The following is a 22,448-nucleotide window of genomic DNA, read 5'->3' on the forward strand; positions in this document are numbered from 1 at the left end:
GTTGATATCAGATGATGGTATCAAAGGATATAAAAGTGAAACAGGCGCAAGAAAATTTTCATATTAATACAGCTTGGTTGTGTGTTATTAGCTTGGCATTTGCGGCCTTTGTTTTTAATACAACAGAGTTCATTCCTATTGCATTATTAAGTGATATTGGTCGTGACTTTGGAATGTCTGCCGCTGAAGCTGGGATTATGATCACTATTTATGCCTGGATTGTTGCTTTAGCATCATTGCCATTATTGTTAATGGTGGGCAATGTGGAGCGTAAGAGATTGCTATTGTTCATTTTTATCATATTTATTATTAGCCATGTTATTTGCTTTTTTGCTAATTCTTTTACTACTTTGATTGTTGGGCGTATTGGTATTGCCATCGCACATGCGATTTTTTGGTCTATTACAGCAGCGTTGTCAGTACGAGTAGCGCCTGTTGGACGAAAATCCCAAGCACTTGGTATTCTTGCGACTGGTACAGCATTAGCAACGGTTTTAGGTATTCCTATTGGGCGATTAATTGGGCAGGCTATCGGTTGGCGTTATACTTTTTTATGCATAGGCATTTTAGCACTGATAACTTTGGTTGTATTAATGCGAGTATTACCGAAGCTGCCAAGCCAAAATGCAGGATCATTAAAAAGTTTACCAATCATCTTTAAAAGACCTGCTTTAGTTGGTATTTTCATCTTAACGGCTATTTGTGTCACAGCACATTTTACTGCATATAGTTACATTGAGCCATTCGCAGAACAGATTGCCAATATTTCTGCAAATTATACAACATTATTATTGTTGGTATTTGGTGGTGCGGGCATTGTGGGAAGTGTTTTATTTAGTCGATACAATGGTCACAATCCTTTAGTTTTTTTACCGTTATCCATTGTGTTATTAACAATATGTACAGTGTTATTATTACCCATTGCCTCATCTGCTATTGCGTTATTTGTTCTTTTATTTTTCTGGGGGATTGCAAGCATGTGTGTGATGTTAGCACTTCAAGTTAAAGTATTAGATTTAGCATCCGATGCCACAGATGTTTCTATGTCCATTTTTTCTGGCATCTTTAACATCGGAATTGGTGCTGGCGCTTTGATTGGTAATATAGTGATCACGCAGATTAATCTCGCATCCATAGGTTTTGTTGGGGCAGGGATTAGCATAGTTGCTTTATTATTAGCACTATTTTTATTTAAACGCTATCAGCAGCAGTTTTTAAGTGTAACAAACTCTAAAGGAGTTGTTACACATTAAAAATTAAGACCGTTAATGTTTGAGTATGATTTTATTAGATGTTTCAATAATTTCAGGCAGAATCTGTAACATTAATTGTAATTGTGAAATGACTTGATAATCAATATTCGTATAATCATGATCATTGAAAGTATCAAGAATTTCTTGTAGAGCATTGCAGTATTCATGATTTTTTACATCATCAATTGTATGGAGATGTAATGCATCATGGATAAAATGTTCTATGTTATTAAACATTATTTGGATATCAGGTGAAAGCTTAGATGCTCTATGTACACCTAAAGTTGCAATATAGCTAATGAAAGTATGATTCAGTGTTAAAAATCTAAAAGCTTGATCAATTAAATCATGATCAACTTTGGGTTCGTTGGACATAATGCTAATTAATTCTGATAAATCAGCTGAGTTTTCATGTGCTTCACGGCGAGCATAACGATAGTCTACATTATCAATACGAGATTCTTGGTATTGCCGATGTGTTTGCTTGAGGTAATTGGCATTATCATGGTTTGCAGTTTCTACCAAGCTTGGTAATGTGCGATATTTCCAATCCGGCCATAATAAAAAGACTGCTAATAATGCGCCCACAGAGCCTATGATGGTTGCAATGATTCGTGACCAAGCAACATCCCAAGAACTTTCACCCGTTAAGCTGAAACTAAAAAAGACCAATAAAGTAATGAATACTGTTGCAGAAGCTTGGCGAGAATTTTTAAATATAAAATAGAGCCAAGCACTTGTAATGATGGCGAATATTTGGGTGGGTAATGTATTAAAAAGATATACAAAAAATACACCTAAAAAGATTCCAGAGATTGTCCCTGCAAATCGGATTAAAACTCGTTTTTGTGTTGTTGAATAATTGGGTTGGCAAATGACGAGAGCAGTCATTAATATCCAATAACCATGCGGCAGATGTGTTAATAAGATAATAATATACCCAATCGCAAACACTAAGCTAATACGTACAGAATGTCTAAATAGTGCGGATTTTAAAGTTAAATGTTTTTTAATACGATCATAAGCATCTTTAAAGCTAGAAACTTCATCTTCCACTATATTATTATTGGTAGAATCTTGTGAAATATAGTTAACTTGATTGATCTGGCGAAATTGCTTATCTATTTCAGTTAAATTTTTCAGAATATTTTGTAAGGTTAATCGTAATGAAATAGAAATGTCAGCATTTTGTATTGATTCATCGAGTAACTTAAAATATTTTTCAAATAAGTGATTATGATGATAAGGCTGGTGGTATTTAATGCTATCAGCAATTTGAGCACAAGCTTTACCTTGTAAGGATAATATGCGCGATATTCTAAATAGAATGTCACTATTTTTAAGTTGATGACTTAATTTTTGGTAACTGATGTGAGAAGAGGTTGCACGTTCGTGAATATCTTGGGCAACAAAATAGTAATTCAACATAATGCGCACACGTTTATGGCCCTGATCACCACGTAAGCGATTAAATAATGAGCGCTTACTTTCATTCATAGATTTGATTAATGCTTGATTAATCGTGGTGAGTTCAGATGTTTGAATTTTAAAATCATCTGTTTCATCAGGATCAAACATGTGAGATTTTGCTTGTAAAAATTTGCCTAATGTTTTGAATGAATGATTTAAATATTCATGCGTAGTGCGAATGGGTTGAACGATGGATTCAATCCAAGCAATGAGACCATACCAAAGAGCACCCAATATAAGTAAACATGATAGAACGTATTGATCTTTAAATAATCCAACACCTAACATTGTATAAGTAGCCATTAACAATGTACCAAGGGATATTACAGAAAATTTCTGTCCTAATGCGCCGATGATGGTGAAAAAGAAGCCAGATAAAATAAGTCCGATTAAAAATAACCCAGGATAGGGAAACAATAACTCTACAGAAAATGCTGCAATTGCAAAACAAGTCAATAATAATGATAAATTAACAATGCGCTGTTTTGGGCTTGCATCAATATCTGCAATTGCTGCTGCAATCACGCCTAAGGTTAGCGGAATAGTCGCATGTATTTCACCTAAAAAAGCAGGAATCAGTGTCGTACCTAATAATGCGATAATGATACGAATACTAAAAAGAAGATTGCTGTGATAGAAAATCTTTTTGGTACGATCGGTTTGAATTTTCATAACTATTTTGTATGCTCAGAATGATTTTATTGGCTATTTTACTAAATTTTACAGGTAATTTGATAAAACTATTTTAGCTGTATAATGTTGACATCAGGATTATCAAGCTGGATGGATTACAAATGAAGCAAAATGGATTGAAGTATTCACTTATGACACTAATTTTATCAGTGTACATTGGGCAAATATGTGCAGCACAATTAGACCATAAAGGCTTAAGCATTTTAGATAAAGCAGAAAGTGTTTTAGGCGAATCTTTTAATCTACCTGAAAGCCAGTGGTTTGGTCGTGATAAAGTATCTGCTAATGCTGATATTGATGATTACTTAGATGATTTAATTATACGTTTAGAATTGCCTGAATTGGTTGGCCTTCGTCAAAATTACTTTAAAGTGGAAAAACGCATTGGTGAAGAGCGTAAAATTTTACGTGATTTACGTGAAAAACGTCTTTTTTCTGTATCAGAAGAAGCCAGTACTTTGATGAAATACACGCCCACAGATACATTGAAAACTTGGACGGCATCAACGCGTGCGGACTTTGATCAATTGATTGAGGCACATGAAAAAAATTTACTTGAATTAGAAACCAGTTTATTGGAATTGCGTAGCAGTATGAGTGATGAACTGGCAAAAGCTGGTGTACAGTTAGATGCTGAGCAGTTAGATTTTCTCTATACGACAGTGACAGGCGAAGATACAATTCGCGCCATTATGTTATTTAATAGTGCAACAGCTGTATCTAAGCAGTTACAACATTTAATGGAAACCAATGCGCAAGATTTTGATGCTGTTAAACGCTATTATGGTATGGCTACGATTTTACATCGTATGGTTGTAAAAATTCAGGAAAATTTTATTTATAAGTTAGAAAAAGTATATATGGTGCAGCTGGATAGCTATAAAATTGAGGCCAGAAAAAGTTTAGAGGATGCAAAACGCCTAAAAACAACAGCAGATAAAGAGCAGCGTAAAATTTTAGATAAGAATATCGAAGCGAATCAATTGGCTTTGGAAGCAATAGATCGCTATATGAAATATCTACAAGATCAAGCAAAGAATGCTCAAGCAATTTTGAAGAAGGCTCAATCTCGTGAAGCTATTGCTATGAATACTTATTCTACTGTTAAAGTATCTTTAGATGTTTTGTCATTGATGCAGGATAGTCAGCGTGATTTTCAGGCATTTTCTTCAATGCAAGTACCTGAGATTGTACCGTTTGATAATCCAGAGATTAGAAAAGAATTTTTAAATATTACACAAAAACTTAATCAGTCATAATGTATTTGGGGTATAAATATTCCCTAAAACAAAATATTATCGCTACAATGGTAGCTCTCAATTAGTAATCTTCGTTCAATCAGTGGTGTATGGATAAGAATCAAATTCGTAATGCGCTATTTTTATCAGTCGCAGCAATACTTTTATATTCATTTAAAGGCAATCCAAGCTGGATTGAGCTGTGCTCTGGTTTAGCATTTTTCTTATTTGGTATGCAGTGTATGACAGATGGTTTACAGCAATTAGCAGGCGGTAAACTTGAAAAGCTATTAGCTAAAAGTACATCTAAACGCTGGAAAGGTTTGGTGTTTGGTATTGCATCGACGATGATTTTGCAATCCACAACGATAGTTTCACTATTAATCATTGCTTTTATTAGTTCATCATTGATCACCTTAGCTGGTGGTTTTATGATCATGTTAGGGGCATATTTAGGATCAAGTACAGGTGTTTGGTTATTGGCTATGGCAGGGCAAAGCGTAAGCTTAGCACCTTTTGCATATCCACTACTTGTGTTAGGTGTTTTAGCATCGTTCAATGGTGAAAAGAGTAAAGCATTAGGGCGTGTTGTCTTGGGGATTGCTTTTATCTTTTTAGCCATTACTCATATGAAAAATGGTTTTTCTGATTTTACGACAGATTTTGATTTAACAACTTTTCAGATATCCGGTATCCAACGATTCTTAATTTTAATTGTAGTGGGCTTTTTAGCAACAATGGTTTTGCAATCAAGCCATGCAACGATTATGTTGATATTAACAGCATTAGGCTTAAAACAAATTTCCTTGGATGATAGTTTTATTTTAACCGTTGGCGCCATCTGGGGCAGTACAGTAACAACTGCAGTGATTGGTTTTATTGGAGGAAGTCGAGAAGGCAAGCGGTTGGCAATTGCCCATATCCTTTTTAACTTTACAACGGGTTCATTAGCATTAATTCTTTTGCATCCATTGACTTATATTGTTTTGTTTTTAGGGCAGCGGCTAGATTTAGATCATTTAACTCAGTTAGCCGTTTTCCATACATTGTTTAATGTATTGGGCGTTTCTATTTTTTGGCAATTACAACGTAGGTTAATTGCTTGGTTAGAGAAGATCGTACCCAATGAAGTTAAATCTCCTGTTGTTGTGGAAACGGCCGAAACAGTTTATGAACCCATTGAATTAGATAAATCTATTCAGCCTAAATATTTACGTGAACAATCATTAGGTGTACCGCCTGCTGCAGTTGGAGCTGTATTTAAAGAAGTTCAGCATTTAGGTGAAGTCAGTAGTGAAGTATTGTGCTTATCTTTAAATATTCCTTTAGAGGATGTTACGAAAGAAACTTTTGATGAACTCTGTTTTTTAGAGAGCCATGCTAAAGCATCGGTGGATGCGAATATTTTATATAAACGTTACGTTAAGGGACTATATGGCGATATCTTAATCTATATGAGTCGCATAGATTTTTCAGACTCAGAAGATGCGGATTATTACCAAGATTATTTGTTAAATTGCCAAATGGTGGCTTTATCGTTGGTGGATGCGGTTAAATCTAGCCGACATTTACAGAAGAATTTTAATCGATATTTAACAGTACACGATAGTATTATGCGTGATTTTTATCAGGATTTAAAATTATTTGTTTATACAAATATGCGCTCACTGTACGCAATTTATAGCACTTTAGAAGATGATCTAACAGACCCTATCAAACGAGAAGAAGTGCTATTAAAAATTGATGGTTTATTAGAAAAAAGTAAGCAGTTTGAGCGTGTATTTCGTCGAGAGCTATTTTTGGCAAGTAGTCATGAAGAGGTGAATGCTTTTAGTACAAGTTCTGTGATGAATGATTTAAGTTATTGCCGACGTTTAATTAAAAGCTTGTATGGAATTTTACGTTTAACCATTGAAAGCCAAGCTTATCCTTTTGTAAATAGCGATGAAACAAAAAATGAAAAAGAGGCTGAACCTGTGATGGCTGAAGATATCGATGTAAATTTACATCATATTACGGAACAAGAGGTTCAGACAGATGTAAAATAGTATAAAGAGGTGCACATGATTAAGGAATCATTGAAAATCCATGGCCACCGTCAGTTTGAGATTAAGCAACGTGTCTCGTTTGATCATGCCAAAACAAAAAATATTAAATACCAAGTGGAAACTTATTTCTTTTTACCCGTTGCGTTACAAATCAATCCACAATCATATTCCACAAAAGAATTTCAAAAATCTTTAAAAAATTATGTTCGATTAAGTCCAGCAACTCACAAATTGAAGTATTTTTATAAAAAAAAGGGAATGTTGGAAAAACTATCGATTGAGTTAGAACATTGGTCAATAGAATCACCAGAGATTGAATATTATGAAAATGCATTAAAAAGAGTAGCATTAACTTATAAGCGTAGTTTACGTTTGGCAGTTAAATCTCTGTTAAAAGCACCGAATCAAAAAACAGAAGATAATATTCTTCAATTATTATTGGATATTGAGAAAACGATCAAGGCTTATCGAGAATTAGAAATAAAGTGTCGGTCAATAGAAAAAAAGATCACTTCTAATGCTTTTGAGTATTGTGATGAGTATATTTCATGGGTAACAACATTCTATTTACGCAAGCTTATTACAGAGCGAGCCATTCCTTGTCGTGCTGAGATTAGCCATGCATGGAGAGAAGAAATCAACTATCGTGAACAGGAATATCCAGAAAGCATTGCAAAACCGGGCGAAAGCAATGAAGAGGTATTACATCGTTGGAGTTCTCTGCGTAGATATATTAATCGTTATCTTTTTTTAGATATTAATCATCGTAAAGGCGCCCCTTTATTATTGCATACGATCTATGCAACAATTGCGGCTATTTCTATGAGTATTACATTATTTGTCATGTTGAATATTCGTGGTGGACAATATGCGGATATCAGTATGAAAGTATTCATTGCACTTGTCTTAGCTTATATTTTTAGAGATCGTTTTAAAGATATTAGTAAGCGTAAAATGCAACAGTGGTTTCAGCGCTGGTTACCAGATCGTAAGTTGTTAATTTATAAGGAAGGTGTTAAAAGCCCTATTGGCATTTGCAAAGAGTCTTTTAGGTTTATTTATTATGGTATTTTGCCAGATGATGTTAAGGCGGTTTATCAGCAAGCTAATGATGGCTTCTTAACTTATACCGAAAAGGATGTCGATATTCTTTTTTATAAAAAAGAAGTTCATTTGAAAAATCAGCCAAATTTATTTGAAAAAACGCGTTTTCCTATTGCTGATATTTCTCGTTTTAATATATCAGATTATCTGCGTTATATTGATATTGCATTCGAAGAATTGCCTTTTTTAGAAGAAGATGAAACTCCAGTATTGGGTGAGAAAATTTATCATGTGTATATGATTCGACGAATTCGTTTAAATAGTGATCAAAATGTTGCCACAGAGTTAGTTCGGTTGGTGATTAATGTTGATGGTATTAAAAGATTAGAAGTCCTAAAATCTTTAGACTTTTCTAAAGAACAAGATGCTTCTTTTCAAGATTTACAATAATATACAACTCAGTAAAATATGATATATATCAATAATATGTGATATTTTTTTTTTGAAAAAAATGATGATTTCTTATGCCAAGAGTACACGTAAAGCTATATTCACGGTATAGTAGTACCCGGAATGTGATTTGACATAAATCATATTTACCGCAATTTATGTGAATTATATGATCGTTGATCATTTACATGAGAAAGCAATTAGTTAAGGATTTATATGAAAAAGACATTAGCAGCATTAATTTGTGCATCAACTATTATGGGTGGCGCTATGGCAGAAAATATTGTGCGTACACCAGCACCTGGCAATTTTCCAATTTCAACTGTAGTTGAAGTTCCTAGCGCTGTTAAAACTTATTATTTAAGTGGTGTTGTACCTGCAAAACAGGAAGATGGTACTTTTGGTAATACAGAAGCTCAAACTGTTAGCGTTTTAAAAGGTATTGAAGCGCAATTGAAGGCAAAAGGTTTGGAAATGTCTGATATTGTTAAAATGCAAGTGTATTTAGTGACAGATCCAGCTGTGGGTAAAATGGATTTTGATGGCTTTATGAAAGGTTATTCTCAGTTCTTTGGTACTGAAGCACAACCTAATACGCCTGCTCGTTCAGCATTTGAAGTTAAGGCTCTATACTTACCAGAATGGTTTGTTGAAATCGAAGTGATCGCAGTTAAATAATTTACCTTTAGGTTAATTACACACAATTCTAAATAGCGCTTTCGGGCGCTATTTTTTTATTTGATATTTGAACAGTGTTTATTATATAATTCATTCATGATTTTATGACGTTGACTAAAGTTAGAAAAATATAAATAAAAAATATTGTTTAGTTAAATTTTTTTTATAATGTGCTATATTTCGTTGCCAATAGAGCGCCAAATGGTATAACCAGTCAAAAACTGAATAAGGAACAGTAGCTGTATGATGCTATTTTTAGAGACAATTTTTGCATTTCCAGTTGTGATTTATACAACTTTATTGCTGCTGTGTATTATGTTTTGGTTAATTGGTGCCATTGATATTTTCCAATTGGATAGTTTAGATATTTCCCCAGAAGGTGATGCGGGTTCTCTCAATGCGTTAGGCGGCATTTTATTAAAATTTAAATTGCATGAAATTCCTTTTACTGTGGTTGCCACATTTGTTGCTTTATTTGCATGGCTCACAAGTTATCTTATTTTCCGAATGATTCAAATGCCGATGAAAGACGTTGCTCTTTTATATTACGGCGTAGGCTTAGCCAATATATTTGTAAGTGGCGTTGTTGGCTTAATCGCAACATCTATATTCTTTCGACCATTTAATAAATGGTTATCCAAATTAAATAAAGCAGTAACACATAAAGATATTTTAGGTGAAGTTGTGATTATTCGTAGTAGCGTTGTAAATGCTGAAAAAGGTGAAGCTACTTATGAAGATGGCGGCGCAGGTATGATTCTACAAGTTCGTTGTTTTAACAAAGATAATCAATTAACACGTGGTAGTGAGGCGATTATTGTTAAATATGATGCTGTTCATCACTATTATGAAGTAATTCCTAAAAAGAAATATTTTTAAAAAATTAAGCATCAAAATCAGCAGTATTCAGCAGTATAAAAAGATAAGATTCAAAAGTTATTTTTAGATTAATTTAAAGGATAGGAAACTCGTATGCCAGAAATTGTTGTGTTAGTTTTGTCAGTGATTGGTGTTTCACTGGTTGTGATCTTTGGTTTATTTGCCATTATTAAATCATTTTATGTCAAAGTGCCACAAGGCACAGCTTTGATTCTGAATGATACGACGAGCAAACCAAAAGTATTCTTTACAGGTAAATTAGTGCTACCTGTGATCCATAAGAAAGAGTTCATGAAGATCTCTTTATTGACATTATTAGTAGATCGCCGTGGTAAGGAAGGTTTGATCTGTAAAGATAACTTGCGTGCGGACATTGCTGTTGCATTCTATATTCGCGTGAATGAAACCACAGAAGATGTTTTAAAAGTAGCAAAATCTATTGGTGTAGATCGTGCATCGGATCATCATGCTGTGAGCGAATTATTCAGTGCAAAATTCTCTGAAGCATTGAAAACTGTTGGTAAGCAATTTGACTTAGCAAAATTGTTTGAAGATCGTCTAAACTTCCGTGAGCGTATTGTAGATGTCATCGGTAAAGATTTGAATGGTTATGCGCTAGAAGATGTGGCAATTGACTATTTAGAGCAAACGCCAATTGGTCATTTAGATCCAAACAATATCTTCGATGCGGAAGGTATCAATAAAATCACAGCAATTACAGCTGTTCATAAAGATGAAACTAATAAACGTGAGCGCGATTTAGAATTGGCTTTGAAAAAGAAAGATACTGAAACATTTGAAGCAAAATTAGAATTAGAGCGTCAACAAGCAGATGCAGAAGCTCGACAAAAACGTGAAATTGAAACGATTCGTGCACGCGAATTGGCAGAAACTCTGAAAGTGCAAGAAGAAGAACGTTTGAAAGCAGAACAAGCTCGAATCATTTCACAACAAGAAATTGAAGTGCGTGAAGAGAATCGTTTGCGTGAAGTGGAAGTGGCACAACAAAATCGTATGCGTGCTGTAGCAATTGAAGAAGAACGTGTTACTCGTGCTCGTGAATTAGAAGTGGTAGCGCGTGAACGTGAAATTGAATTACAAACGATTGATAAAGATAAAGCTGTTGAAGAAGAAAAACGTGTCATCGCTGATGTGATTCGTGAACGTATCTCTGTTGAAAAAACAGTGGCAATTGAAGAAGAACGTATTAAAGAAGTGCGAGAAGTTTCAGCGGCTGAACGTGATAAACAAACGAAAATTTTAGCGGCACAAGCAAAAGCAGAAGAAGAATTAGTGAAGCAAGTGAAACAAGCGGAAGCTGATGAAACGGCTGCAAAACATCGTGCGGTTGAGATTAGCACGATTGCACAAGCGAATTTGGAAGCAGCAACGAAAGATGCTGAAGCACAAAAACGCATGGCAGAAGGTATGGAAGCTGAGCAAGCGGCACTTGGTTTGGCTGAAGCACGTGTAATGTTAGCAAAAGCAGAGGCAGAAGAGAAAGAAGGATTGGTGCAAGCTCATGTTGCTGGTGAAATGCGTATCGCAGAAGCAAAAGGTATTCAAGAGAAAGGTTCTGCTGAAGCTAAAGCAATTCAAGAAAAAGGTTTGGCAGAAGCTAAAGTTGTGGAGGCGAAAGCAACAGCAACTGAAAAACAAGGCTTGGTGGAAGCTTCTATTATTCGTGAAAAACTCCGTGCAGAAGCAGAAGGTTTGATCGAGAAATTCCAAGCAATGGGTACAATGACAGAAGATTCACGTGCGCATGAAGAATTCCGTTTAGCCTTAGAAAAAGGTTTTGATCAGGCAATTGCTTCAATCAGTGCTAATAAAGAAATTGCACGTGAACAGGCAGAAGTATTGGGTGCAGCATTGAGTAATGCGAAAATGGAAATTGTGGGCGGTAATGATCAATTCTTCGAAAGTTTCTCTAAAGCGATTAGCGTAGGTAAAGCAATTGAAGGTTCTGTGAATCAAAGCCCAATTTTGCAAACAGCGTTGCAAACTGTATTGAGCCGTATTCAAGCACCGACACAAAATGGTGGTGCAGATGGTACTCCTCATAATCCTTTAAGTAATGTTGATTTAAATGCATTAGCAACACAATTTTTAGGTTATCAAGGCAACAAAGAGCGTAACGATGATCAACCATAATCATTGATGCATTTTTGAAAAATAAACAGAGCATAGCGAGGTTTTCTCGCTATGCTGAGTTGATTGATTTTAAATAAAGTTGTGAATATGTCAGAAATCGAACAGAAAGATCAAAACCAAGAAGTCTTAGATAGCGCAGTTGCAGAAGGTGGTGCTTATGAAATATTAAGCCGTCGATTAAATGCATTGGGTACAGAGCTTCAAGAAAATATCGATACCTTGAATGCCAAACGTTTAGAAGAGTTTGGTAAAAGTGATATGGAAGTAATCGGGCGAATCCGCATTCGTACCGAAAATAACTGTATTGCAAGGGATATTGTTCGTTTTGGTGATTGGTTGCTGTTTGGTTACAACGTTTTTTTAGGCTTAAAAAAAGAAACGCACGTTGAAGATGTTTTCTCGCTCTACCGTTTAGTGGAGCATGATGATAGTTACGATGTTGAAACTGTACCTTTAGAGGGCACATTTTTAAGTATTGATCGTTTTGTTCAAGATTTTAATGAGCTTTATACTTACTATAAAAATGCTCAGTTATTACAATTAGTTGAGCGTGATGGTAAGTTGTTGGCAAGCTTCCAAATGGGGGAACGATTAAGTGATATTCGTGTTTTCCGTTGGTCAATTTCTAGTGATAAACAGAAAATAGAATACATTGATAATCGTGGTGAGCGTGATATTTCATTGCCACCAGCTTATGATTTTGAATGGATTGCAACTGATCGAGAAAATATCGTCAATGGGCGTTTTCCGCACATTAACATTTTAGATACCGTATTTGTGGAAACAATTGGCGGTGATCTGACCGTTAAATGTGAAAATAATACAAATGATGGTTTGGGAATTTATCGTGAAGAAGTTTTGGATAAAAACCAATCTATTAACGATGCAAAAATAGAATATGCCAAAGTCGGCTCATTGATTCTATTAAAAGTATTGCCTTATCGTGAAGATACATGGCGTTATCTTGTTTACAATATAATGACGCAAAAAGTGCAACGTATTGATTCAATAGGTTTTGCTTGTATTCAATTACCAGAGGATCACGGAATTATTTTTCCAGGTGGTTATTATTTGCAAAATGGTGATTTTAAAACGTATGAACACAATATGAGTGGAATGCGTTTTCGCCGCATTCGCAGATCACCCAATGGTGAAGATGTGTTATACATTTTCTATGATGGCGCAGAAGGGCGCTTGGCATTGTTCAATTACAATATGATCGAGCGAACGCTAGCGAATCCTATTTTAGCGTTAGGTTATGCAGTGTTTGAAGATGGTCGTATGGTGGTTTTTGAATCGGTGGATAATGAAGCAACGCGTGTTCATCCGATGCAAATTTGGCAAACGCCATTTTTTAGTGATGAGTATTCAGCCAAACAACCAAATAATAATAGTTTATTAGGAAGAATTGGTAATCCTGATTTAGTGCGTGGGATTTCCGATTTATATCATGTTGTGCGTGAAATTGGTGATCAAAGTGTTTCATCAGATCGCTATAGCTTATTGAGTGAAAATACCAAGCAATTGTTTGATCGCTATTTTTGGCTCAATGATGAAAAGAATTTCCCATTTGCAGGCATTTTGCGTTCAATCTCTCAAACCAGTGAATTGGTTTTGGATGAATATGAAAAAGTAGAAGCGATTCGCAAGCAATCAGATAATGCGATGCGAGAAGCGATGACAATGCAAAAAACATTGTTATCACAATTATATGCAGACAGTTGGCAAGAAACCGATGAATTTGTGGAAGCATTGCATTCCATTAATATGCAAATTGGTCGCTTAGTGACATTGCGTGGTTATCGTTACATTGATCTGAAAGAGATTGATGCAATGGAAGCGCAAATGAAAGAGCGACAAGCATTGATTTCTCGCGCAACAGCAGAGTTTTTAGCTGATGATCGCTCATTACAGCCGTTTTTGGATAAAATCCAAACAACAGAAACGGCAACGCAGCAAGCTGTTAATACCGCACAATTGCAAACATTGCTGACAGAATCTGATGATATGTCGAGCGATTTGGATATGTTATCCAATTTGATGGCAACATTGAAGTTTGATGATGTGACACTGCAAACCAAAATTGTTGAATCCATTGCAGAGGTTTACGCTAAGTTAAATCAGATGAAGGCGCGCATCATTCAAAAGCGTAAGTCTTTATCATCGACAGAAATGGTGGCGCAGTTTGGCGCTCAATTTAAACTCTTTGGGCAAAGCGTTGCCAATGCTTTGAACTTAGCAACTACGCCCGAGCGCTGTGATGATGAATTATCCCGTTTATTGGTGCAATTAGAAGAGTTAGAAAATCAATTCAGCGAAAGTGATGAATTTTTAGCAGACATTCTTGCTAAGCGTGATGAAGTCTTAGAAAGCTTTGAAGGACATAAACAGCAATTGTTAGAAGAGCGCCAACGCAGAGCGCAATCCTTGCAAATAGCAGCTGATCGTATTTTAGAAAGCATTCCAAGAAGAACCGCGAGATTCAGCGATACCACCGAATTGAATGCTTTTTTTGTGACGGATGCTTTAGCTGTTAAGATTCGTGAAATCACAGAAAAACTCCGTGAATTGCATGATAACGTTAAAGCAGATGATATTGAATCACGCTTTAAAAGTGCGAAAGATCAAGCAGTTCGTTCGCTTCGTGATAAATCAGAGATTTTTGAGTTAGGTGGTAATGTTATTCGTTTGGGTAAACATCGTTTCAGCGTGAATACACAAGAGCCTGATTTGACGATTTTACCGAAAGAAAATTATCTCTATTTGCAATTAACAGGCACAGATTATCAAGAACGCATTCAAAATGAGATCTTAGCGCAATATCAGCCATTTTGGCATATGACGATGGAATCAGAATCGCCAGAGGTTTATCGTGCGGAATATTTGGCAAACAGCATCATCGTTGCAGCGCGCAATAATCAGGAAGGCTTAACCACAGGCATTTTGCATGCGGCGATTTCTATGCAAGAAAACTTGGATAAATTGGTGCGCGATTTCGCAGCAAGCCGTTATCGTGATGGTTATGAAAAAGGGATTCATGATCACGATGCTGTACAAATTCTGAAAAAATTAGTGCCATTGAATGAAAGTGCAGATTTATTGCGTTTCAGTGCGATGGCAAGAAGTTTGGCAATGTTGTTTTGGAATTTTGAGCAAGAAGATGATGTGGCAAGCTCTTGGATTGATCGCGCGAAAACAAGTATGGATATTTATACCTTGTTTGGGCATCGTGATGGGTTAGATACGCTACAAGAAGAGATCGAAGTGACTTTATCTATGTTCTATGCAGAATATCCGATCAAACATGAGCCACTGAATATAAAGCATGCGGCAGAATATTTGATTGATGTTTTAGCAAGAACACCACAAGAATTTGTCTGTAGCCATTATGGGCGTGATTTAGCAGCAGGATTACAGAAAAAATTAGAAGATGCACATATGTGGCACAACTTTAATCATTCACAAGCTGCGATGAATGGGCGGTTCGATGCTCGTTGGCAGTTAATCGAAAATTGGCTCAAGGGCTTATGTTCTTTGCCTGCATTTGAACATAAAGCTCGCTATATTCCTGAAGCGATTATGTTATTGATGCTTGGTAATGACAGTAAAGTGATTCAGAGATTCAGTGAAGTAGATTTAGATATTGAGATCACAGATTTATTGGGTGAACATGCTCGTGTTGTCCAAGGTAAAATGAAAATCAACTTAGATGAATTCTTTAAGCGATTGCGTCGCCATCGTCTGTATGTTGTGCCAGAATTTAGGAAATATTTGACACTGCGCCAAGATATTTTGGCAGAGCAACGTAAGCAACTCCGTTTAGATGAATTTAAAGCTAAACCATTGAGTTCATTTGTACGCAATAGATTGATCAATGATGTGTATTTTACAATCATTGGTGATAACTTGGCAAAACAAATGGGTACGGTTGGTGAAAATCGCCGCACAGATTTAATGGGATTATTGCTTCTGATTTCTCCACCGGGTTATGGTAAAACCACATTAATGGAATATGTGGCCAATCGTTTGGGTTTAATCTTTATGAAGGTAAATGGCCCAGCTTTGGGGCATGACGTTTTATCATTAGATCCTGATCAAGCACCGAATGCAACAGCAAGGCAAGAGTTAGAAAAAGCTAACTTAGCCTTTGAAATGGGCAATAATGTGATGCTGTATATCGATGATATTCAGCATACGAACCCTGAATTTTTGCAAAAATTCATTTCATTGTGTGATGGTACACGAAGAATTGAAGGTGTTTGGCATGGCAAAACTAAAACTTATGACATGCGCGGGAAGAAATTCTGCGTAGTGATGGCGGGTAACCCTTATACAGAATCGGGTGAAGTGTTTAAAATCCCTGATATGTTGGCAAACCGTGCGGATATTTATAACTTGGGTGAAGTCTTGGGCGGTATGCAGGATGCATTCATTTCAAGCTACATCGAAAACTCATTAACATCTAATGCTGTGTTAGCACCTTTGGCGCTCCGAGATTTGAAGGATTTATATCAATTCATGGATCATGCAGAAGGTAAGCCAATCAATTCGAGTGCATTAAGTTATGCTTATAGTGGTGCAGAAATTGCAGAAATCACAACAGTCTTAAAGCATTTGATGACCATTCGTGAAATTGTATTCAAAGTGAATCAGCAATACATCGTAAGTGCTGCACAATCAGATAAATATCGCACAGAACCACCGTTCAAATTACAAGGTAGTTACCGTAATATGAATAAAATGGTGGAGAAAATCTCTGCCGTGATGAATGATGCTGAAATTAATCAAGTGATTAATGACCACTACATTGGTGAGGCGCAGCTATTGACATCAGGTGCGGAAGAAAACTTATTAAAACTCAATGAAATTCGTGGCACTTTAACAGATGTTGAGAAAGAGCGCTGGGCACAGATTAAACGTGATTTTGCGCGTAATCAATCCATGGGTGGGGATGAAACGGATACAGGTATGAAGATTGTATCGCAGTTGGCGGAATTGGCAATGAGCGTTAAAGATCTGAATTTTGCGAATCATTTAGTGTCATTAACGGAAAGTCTTCGATTAATGGGTGATCATCAAGATGCAACGAATGCAAGCCTTAAAATTGCCGATGAAGTGACGAAATTATCTACGGCTTTGAGTACGAATGATCATCAAAAAGCCAATACAGAAGCTTCATTGTACATTGCTAAACAGATCGAGCGCTTGAGCGAAGGATTAGTAACATTGAAAAATAATGATGAACAGCAACAAGTGAATCGTTATGTGGCAAAGCAAATGGGTGAGTTAGTTAAAGGTATGAATAGCTTGAAAGAAACAATGCAGATGAATAATCCGCAATATATTGTTCATCGTTTGGATGCACTTGTAAAAGGTGTTGAAGCATTGGGCGGCCGCCGAGAAATACGATTGATTAAAGAAAATAGAATTGTGACTGAATAAGTAATAGTGTGAATAATAGGGAAGCCCAAATAGAAAAGCTATTTGGGTTTTTATTTTTATAGTGAGCTATAAATTTTACAAAAAAACTACTAATTTGAATTTCTAAGTATCTAGATAAAATTATATATCTATTTGATATTTAAGTATCTATAGAGTTTGTGATATTTTTCATTGCTTGCTTTTTCTATGACTTTCATATAAAAACTTAGTAAATGTAGTTAAATTAAATAAAAAACTACATTAAATGTATCCAACGACATAAATATAAATATGGATAAAAAATTAAATTTTTGGAGGATCGTAGCAATGAAGCAAAATATTCAAAAGCGAGTGCTGCTCGCAAGTTTGGTTGGAAGTGCGATTGAGTGGTTTGATTATTTTTTATATGGCACAGTTGCAGCTTTAGTATTTAATCAGATTTTCTTTGTGAGTGAAAATCCCACAATTGGTTTGATGTTGGCTTATGCTTCTTTTGCTTTAACATTCTTTATCCGCCCGTTTGGTGGAATTTTCTTTAGCCACATTGGTGATAAAATTGGCCGAAAAAAGACCTTAGTCTTAACACTCAGCATTATGGGCGTTGCCACAATGGCGATGGGTTTATTGCCAACTTATCAAGCGATTGGCATTTGGGCACCGATTATTTTGGTGTGTTTACGTTTGATACAAGGCTTAGGGATTGGCGGCGAATGGGGAGGCGCATTGTTATTAGCCGTTGAATATGCACCGAAAGAAGAGCGTGGGTTCTATGGCAGTATTCCGCAGGTTGGTATTCCTATTGGTATGGTAATGGGAACATTGGCGCTCACCATCATGTCTTTATTGCCTAATGAAGCATTCATTAGTTGGGGATGGCGCGTGCCATTCATTCTCAGCATCTTTTTAGTATTTTTCGGCTTGTGGATTCGCCGTGGTATTGATGAAACACCATCATTCAAAACAGTTAAAGAAAAAGGGCAGATCGCTAAAGTGCCAATTGTGACAACATTAAAATATCATTGGCGTGAAGTATTGATTGCGATCGGTGCAAAATTTGTAGAAACCGCACCATTTTATATTTTCAGTACCTTTATTGTTTCGTATGCTACGATCAACTTAGGTTTTAACCGAACAACTGTATTAACTGCCGTCATGATCGCGAGTATTGTGACAAGTATTTTGATTCCGATGATGGGAAGATTGTCTGATAAAGTTGGCCGTAAACCGCTGTATGTATGGGGCTCGATTGCGATGATGCTTTATGCATTTCCATACTTTTGGTTGATTCATCAAGGATCAGTGGTTTTATTATTCATTGCAACGATTATCGGATTAGGTGTGATTTGGGCACCCATCACAGCAGTTCTTGGAACGATTTTTTCAGAAATTTTTTCTGCAGAAATTCGTTATACAGGTGTTTCTTTAGGTTATCAAATTGGTGCAGCTTTGGCAGGCGGTACAGCGCCATTAGTTGCCGTGGCACTATTGGCAGCTTTTGATAATTCTTATGTGCCCGTTGCAATTTATATCATGCTAACGGCTGCGATTTCCTTAGTTGCGATGAGCAGAGTGACAGATAAATATAAAGCAACTTTAGATTAATTCATGGAGAAGATATGAAATTACTTAATGAATCCTTGATTCAATCCATTTACAGCATGAAAGATGCGATTGCTGATGTCAAAGCAGTCTTAGAAGCAAAAATTGCGAATCAAATTGAAAATCCATTACGCACCGTGATCGAGTTTCCCAAAGAACACGCTTCAGTTTTGTATATGCCAAGTGCAGATTTAAATACTAATATTATGACGATGAAGGCTGTCACAATCTTTCCAAACAATCCTGCAAAAGGCAAAAAAACAACGCAAGGTGTTGTGTTGGTTTCTGATGCAACGAATGGCGATCATTTAGCATTGTTGAATGCATCTTACTTAACACGTTTACGTACAGGTGCATTGAGTGGATTGGCAACGGATCAATTGGCAAAGAAAAATGCGCGTGTTCTAACGGTGATTGGCACAGGTGCAATGGCATTTGAGCAAGTTTTGGGCGTTTTGGCTGTGCGTGATATTCAAACGATTAATCTATTTAATCCAAGTAAAGATTCTGCGGTTGTTTTTAAAGAAAAATTGCGTGATTTTGGTGTTCCTGAATCAATTGCAATACACATCACAGAAGATCGTGTGCAAGCTGTTAAGGATGCGGACATCATTAACTGTGCGACGCGTTCAAAAGATCCTGTATTCAATGGTGATGATCTTCAACCTGGTACGCATGTAAATGGTGTGGGTTCATATTTACCTGACATGAGAGAAGTGGATTTCACGTTTATTCAACGTGCAGATAAAATCATTGTGGATGATTTTCATGGTGCAACTGAGGAAGCAGGTGAGCTTATTCACGCTAATCAGCAAGATGATTGGTCTTATGATGAGATTAAAGGCGAATTGGCAGCATTAGTTGTGAATCATATTCAAGGTCGTGAAAATGATGATGAAATTACATTCTTTAAATGCGTAGGCGCAGCGTATTTTGATTTAGCAGTTGCTCAAGGTGTTTATCAAAAAGCAGTTAGAGAAAATGTGGGTGTAGATTTCGAAATTTAACACATCAGTTGAATAAAATTATAGGGATAGATTGAGATTAAAGATTTATCTCTATTTTTTATTTTAAGAATAAACAAACATTGCTGATGATAAAAGGCCTGTCATAAATAAAGATTTCAATTTCATGGGATGCTCCGTGTAATTAGTTATAAATTAAGTTGGTATATTTATAATATTTTCCGTGAGATAAGAGAAGTTGAACTATTTTATGTGGTAGTTTGAAAAAACTTATGATGTGTTTTGAAGCATAAAAAAGCCCAAATAGAAATACTATTTGGGCTTTTGTTAGAAGATAACTTTGCTAATTATGCTTTGCTAGGTTGATCTTCTGTTGTTTCAGGAGTGCTATTAGAATTGTTATCATTACTATTGCTAGTATCACTTTCCTTATTAATTGGCTTGTGATCACGGTTATAATCATGTTCCAATTGGAAGTTATGAATGAACTGTAGGTGATTCGTGTATTGATCCACAATGTCATTACTCAAGCTTTCTTTGCTGTAACCCATAATGTCATAACCTTGCGCACCATTATCCAAATGAACTTCCGCACGGAAATATTTTTGATAATCAGGATCAATGTCCGATGCTTCAATGGAAGAGAAATTTGGTTTCAAATAATGGCGTGCTTTAATACGGTACATAAAGTTATCATTTTTACCATGTTCTACTTCAAAGAGAATGTCATCATCATTTTTCTTAGTAATGGTTGTTTTAATGCCTTGCTTTGATAGCTCAGATGCTACTTCTTCAAATGCAGGCTGAACCACTTCTTCTATAAAACGAATAACATGATCGCGGCGAGGATATAATACCAAACTACGTAAACGTTTTTGCCAACCACCAGATGCCGCACTTGTTTGAATATTATTAATAGAGTTCATACGAATTTCTTTTTTACCGTAATCTACTCGAAGCGCTTTAAATAGCCCATATAATGATATCAATAGAATAATACTGAATGGGAAGGCGGATGCAATGGTTGCAGTTTGTAGAGCTTCCAATCCGTTGGCAGACATTAAGACTATCGCTATAACACCTGTGATGGAGCCCCAGTAAATGCGTTGCCATAATGGTGTTTGTGTTTTAGTTGAAGAAAGCATATCCATAACGATTGCACCAGAGTCAGCACTCGTAATAAAGAAAACGAAAACCATGACAATACTTAAACCTGATAAGACAGATGCCCATGGGAATGATTCTAAAAATACAAAGAGAGCTAAAGACTTGTCAGTATTGATTGCATCTGTAATCGCAATTACTCCATCATTACGAATTAAATCAATTGCTGAGTTACCAAAAATTGTCATCCATAATAATGTAAAGCCTGCCGGTACTAATAATACGCCCAATAAGAATGTACGAATGGTGCGGCCACGAGAAATACGTGCGATGAACATACCCACAAATGGAGACCATGATAACCACCAGCCCCAATATAGAATTGTCCAACCACCGATCCAGTCACGAGGATCTTTTGGTTCATAAGCATATAAGTTAAAGGTTTTATTAACTAAATCTGATAAATAGCTACCAACATTTTGGATATATGCTTGGAAAAGCATGACTGTTTTACCGCCCAAAAATAGAACGAGTAACATAAGAGCTAATGCCATATATAAGTTTGTTTCTGATAAGACTTTAATACCCTTATCCAGGCCTAAGCTAACAGATAATGTTGCGCCTGCAGTTGCTATGATCACAATGATAATTTTAATGCCTGTGACGGATAATAATGCGTTTGGATCTTGTGCATAGGCAGATAATTTATAATTCATTAAATAATCTAATCCAGCAAAGATTTGTTCAACACCAAAACCTAAAGAGGTTGCAACACCGAATGCAGTACCAATCACAGCAAAAATATCAATTGCATCCCCCATTCTTCCATAAATACGTTCACCAATTAAAGGGTAAAGGGCGGAACGTAAGGCGAGTGGTAATTTATGGCGGAAGCAGAAGTAAGCTAAAATTAAGCCAACAATTGCATAGATTGCCCAAGCATGTAATCCCCAATGGAAGAAAGTTAGGCGCATAGCTTCTGTTGCTGCTTTAACCGTTTCAGGTTCACCAACAGGTGGTGCAATATAGTGCATGACGGGTTCTGCAACACCGAAGAACATTAAACCAATCCCCATACCTGTAGAGAAAAGCATCGCAAACCAGCTAAAGTTACTGTAAGTTGGACGCGAATGGTCTGGGCCAAGTCGGATATCGCCGTAACGGCTAAAAATTATAAAAATGGCAGCACCTAAGATAATGGCCACAGAAAGAATGTAATACCATTTTAGGTTGTCAACAATCCAAGATTGAATTGCACTAAAAAATTCTTTTGTATTAGGGACAAAAATTGTAATGCATAAAAGAGCTAATATTAATATATTGGCGCCTACGAACACGGGGATGTTTAGGCTTGTAAAAAACTTGCTTTGCGTCCTCATTGTTTTCGACATAAAAGTTCCTTGATCGTTCAAGTTAGGCCCTCATCGCAAGGGCGAAAAATTTGTGATGAAT

Annotated in this window: 12 protein-coding genes; 10 read left to right on the forward strand and 2 right to left on the reverse strand. The window is 36.1% G+C overall.

Features of this window, described 5'->3' with window-relative positions; all coding sequences use genetic code 11:
• Positions 1 to 35: 35 nt before the first annotated feature.
• Complete coding sequence (locus BZK14_RS01155; RefSeq protein ID WP_245831110.1) at positions 36 to 1,253, forward strand: sugar transporter; 1,218 nt, start codon at positions 36 to 38, stop codon at positions 1,251 to 1,253.
• 12 nt (positions 1,254 to 1,265) lie between these two features.
• On the opposite strand, the gene yccS is transcribed toward BZK14_RS01155, so the two are convergent.
• Positions 1,266 to 3,395 (reverse strand): YccS family putative transporter, encoded by a 2,130-nt coding sequence (gene yccS / locus BZK14_RS01160; RefSeq protein ID WP_077924776.1) that lies wholly within the window; start codon positions 3,393 to 3,395, stop codon positions 1,266 to 1,268.
• 152 nt (positions 3,396 to 3,547) lie between these two features.
• Between yccS and BZK14_RS01165 the strand changes: the two genes are divergently transcribed.
• The 9 genes from BZK14_RS01165 (at position 3,548) to BZK14_RS01205 (ending at position 19,934) form a co-directional block, all read left to right on the forward strand.
• Positions 3,548 to 4,675, forward strand: a complete 1,128-nt coding sequence (locus tag BZK14_RS01165; RefSeq protein ID WP_245831111.1) for a hypothetical protein — start codon at positions 3,548 to 3,550, stop codon at positions 4,673 to 4,675.
• Between the two features lie 89 nt (positions 4,676 to 4,764).
• Positions 4,765 to 6,702 carry a Na/Pi cotransporter family protein gene (locus BZK14_RS01170; RefSeq protein WP_077924778.1) on the forward strand — a complete coding sequence of 646 codons (1,938 nt, stop codon included), beginning with the start codon at positions 4,765 to 4,767 and terminating at the stop codon, positions 6,700 to 6,702.
• Between the two features lie 15 nt (positions 6,703 to 6,717).
• Positions 6,718 to 8,196: a hypothetical protein gene (locus tag BZK14_RS01175; protein ID WP_077924780.1), complete on the forward strand. Its 1,479-nt coding sequence runs from the start codon at positions 6,718 to 6,720 to the stop codon at positions 8,194 to 8,196.
• Between the two features lie 216 nt (positions 8,197 to 8,412).
• Entirely contained in the window at positions 8,413 to 8,874 is a 462-nt protein-coding gene (locus tag BZK14_RS01180) for a RidA family protein (protein ID WP_077924781.1), read from the forward strand.
• A gap of 243 nt (positions 8,875 to 9,117) precedes the next feature.
• A complete protein-coding gene (locus BZK14_RS01185; protein WP_077924782.1) occupies positions 9,118 to 9,753 on the forward strand; it encodes a hypothetical protein in 636 nt (211 codons plus the stop codon).
• Positions 9,754 to 9,846: 93 nt separating this feature from the next.
• A complete protein-coding gene (locus tag BZK14_RS01190) occupies positions 9,847 to 11,907 on the forward strand; it encodes a flotillin family protein (RefSeq protein ID WP_245831112.1) in 2,061 nt (686 codons plus the stop codon).
• 87 nt (positions 11,908 to 11,994) lie between these two features.
• Positions 11,995 to 17,349: a DNA repair ATPase gene (locus BZK14_RS01195; protein WP_077924783.1), complete on the forward strand. Its 5,355-nt coding sequence runs from the start codon at positions 11,995 to 11,997 to the stop codon at positions 17,347 to 17,349.
• A gap of 306 nt (positions 17,350 to 17,655) precedes the next feature.
• Positions 17,656 to 18,930, forward strand: coding sequence for an MFS transporter (locus BZK14_RS01200; RefSeq protein ID WP_077924784.1), 1,275 nt, complete (start codon positions 17,656 to 17,658; stop codon positions 18,928 to 18,930).
• A 14-nt stretch (positions 18,931 to 18,944) separates the two neighbouring features.
• Positions 18,945 to 19,934 (forward strand): ornithine cyclodeaminase family protein, encoded by a 990-nt coding sequence (locus BZK14_RS01205; protein ID WP_077924785.1) that lies wholly within the window; start codon positions 18,945 to 18,947, stop codon positions 19,932 to 19,934.
• 305 nt (positions 19,935 to 20,239) lie between these two features.
• Here BZK14_RS01205 and BZK14_RS01210 read toward each other — a convergent pair whose 3' ends face one another.
• Entirely contained in the window at positions 20,240 to 22,375 is a 2,136-nt protein-coding gene (locus tag BZK14_RS01210; RefSeq protein WP_171973613.1) for a BCCT family transporter, read from the reverse strand.
• Between the last annotated feature and the right edge of the window lie 73 nt (positions 22,376 to 22,448).

Source organism: Wohlfahrtiimonas larvae, from assembly GCF_002006755.1.
In the GTDB taxonomy this organism is placed as follows: Bacteria; Pseudomonadota; Gammaproteobacteria; order Cardiobacteriales; family Wohlfahrtiimonadaceae; genus Wohlfahrtiimonas; species Wohlfahrtiimonas larvae.

Coding starts and splice junctions, on each gene's coding strand:
- BZK14_RS01205 (WP_077924785.1), top strand. CDS start 18,945: ATGAAATTACTTAATGAATCCTTGATTCAATCCATTTACAGCATGAAA.
- yccS (WP_077924776.1), bottom strand. CDS start 3,395: ATGAAAATTCAAACCGATCGTACCAAAAAGATTTTCTATCACAGCAAT.
- BZK14_RS01175 (WP_077924780.1), top strand. CDS start 6,718: ATGATTAAGGAATCATTGAAAATCCATGGCCACCGTCAGTTTGAGATT.
- BZK14_RS01165 (WP_245831111.1), top strand. CDS start 3,548: ATGACACTAATTTTATCAGTGTACATTGGGCAAATATGTGCAGCACAA.
- BZK14_RS01210 (WP_171973613.1), bottom strand. CDS start 22,375: ATGAGGACGCAAAGCAAGTTTTTTACAAGCCTAAACATCCCCGTGTTC.
- BZK14_RS01195 (WP_077924783.1), top strand. CDS start 11,995: ATGTCAGAAATCGAACAGAAAGATCAAAACCAAGAAGTCTTAGATAGC.
- BZK14_RS01180 (WP_077924781.1), top strand. CDS start 8,413: ATGAAAAAGACATTAGCAGCATTAATTTGTGCATCAACTATTATGGGT.
- BZK14_RS01185 (WP_077924782.1), top strand. CDS start 9,118: ATGATGCTATTTTTAGAGACAATTTTTGCATTTCCAGTTGTGATTTAT.
- BZK14_RS01200 (WP_077924784.1), top strand. CDS start 17,656: ATGAAGCAAAATATTCAAAAGCGAGTGCTGCTCGCAAGTTTGGTTGGA.
- BZK14_RS01170 (WP_077924778.1), top strand. CDS start 4,765: ATGGATAAGAATCAAATTCGTAATGCGCTATTTTTATCAGTCGCAGCA.
- BZK14_RS01190 (WP_245831112.1), top strand. CDS start 9,847: ATGCCAGAAATTGTTGTGTTAGTTTTGTCAGTGATTGGTGTTTCACTG.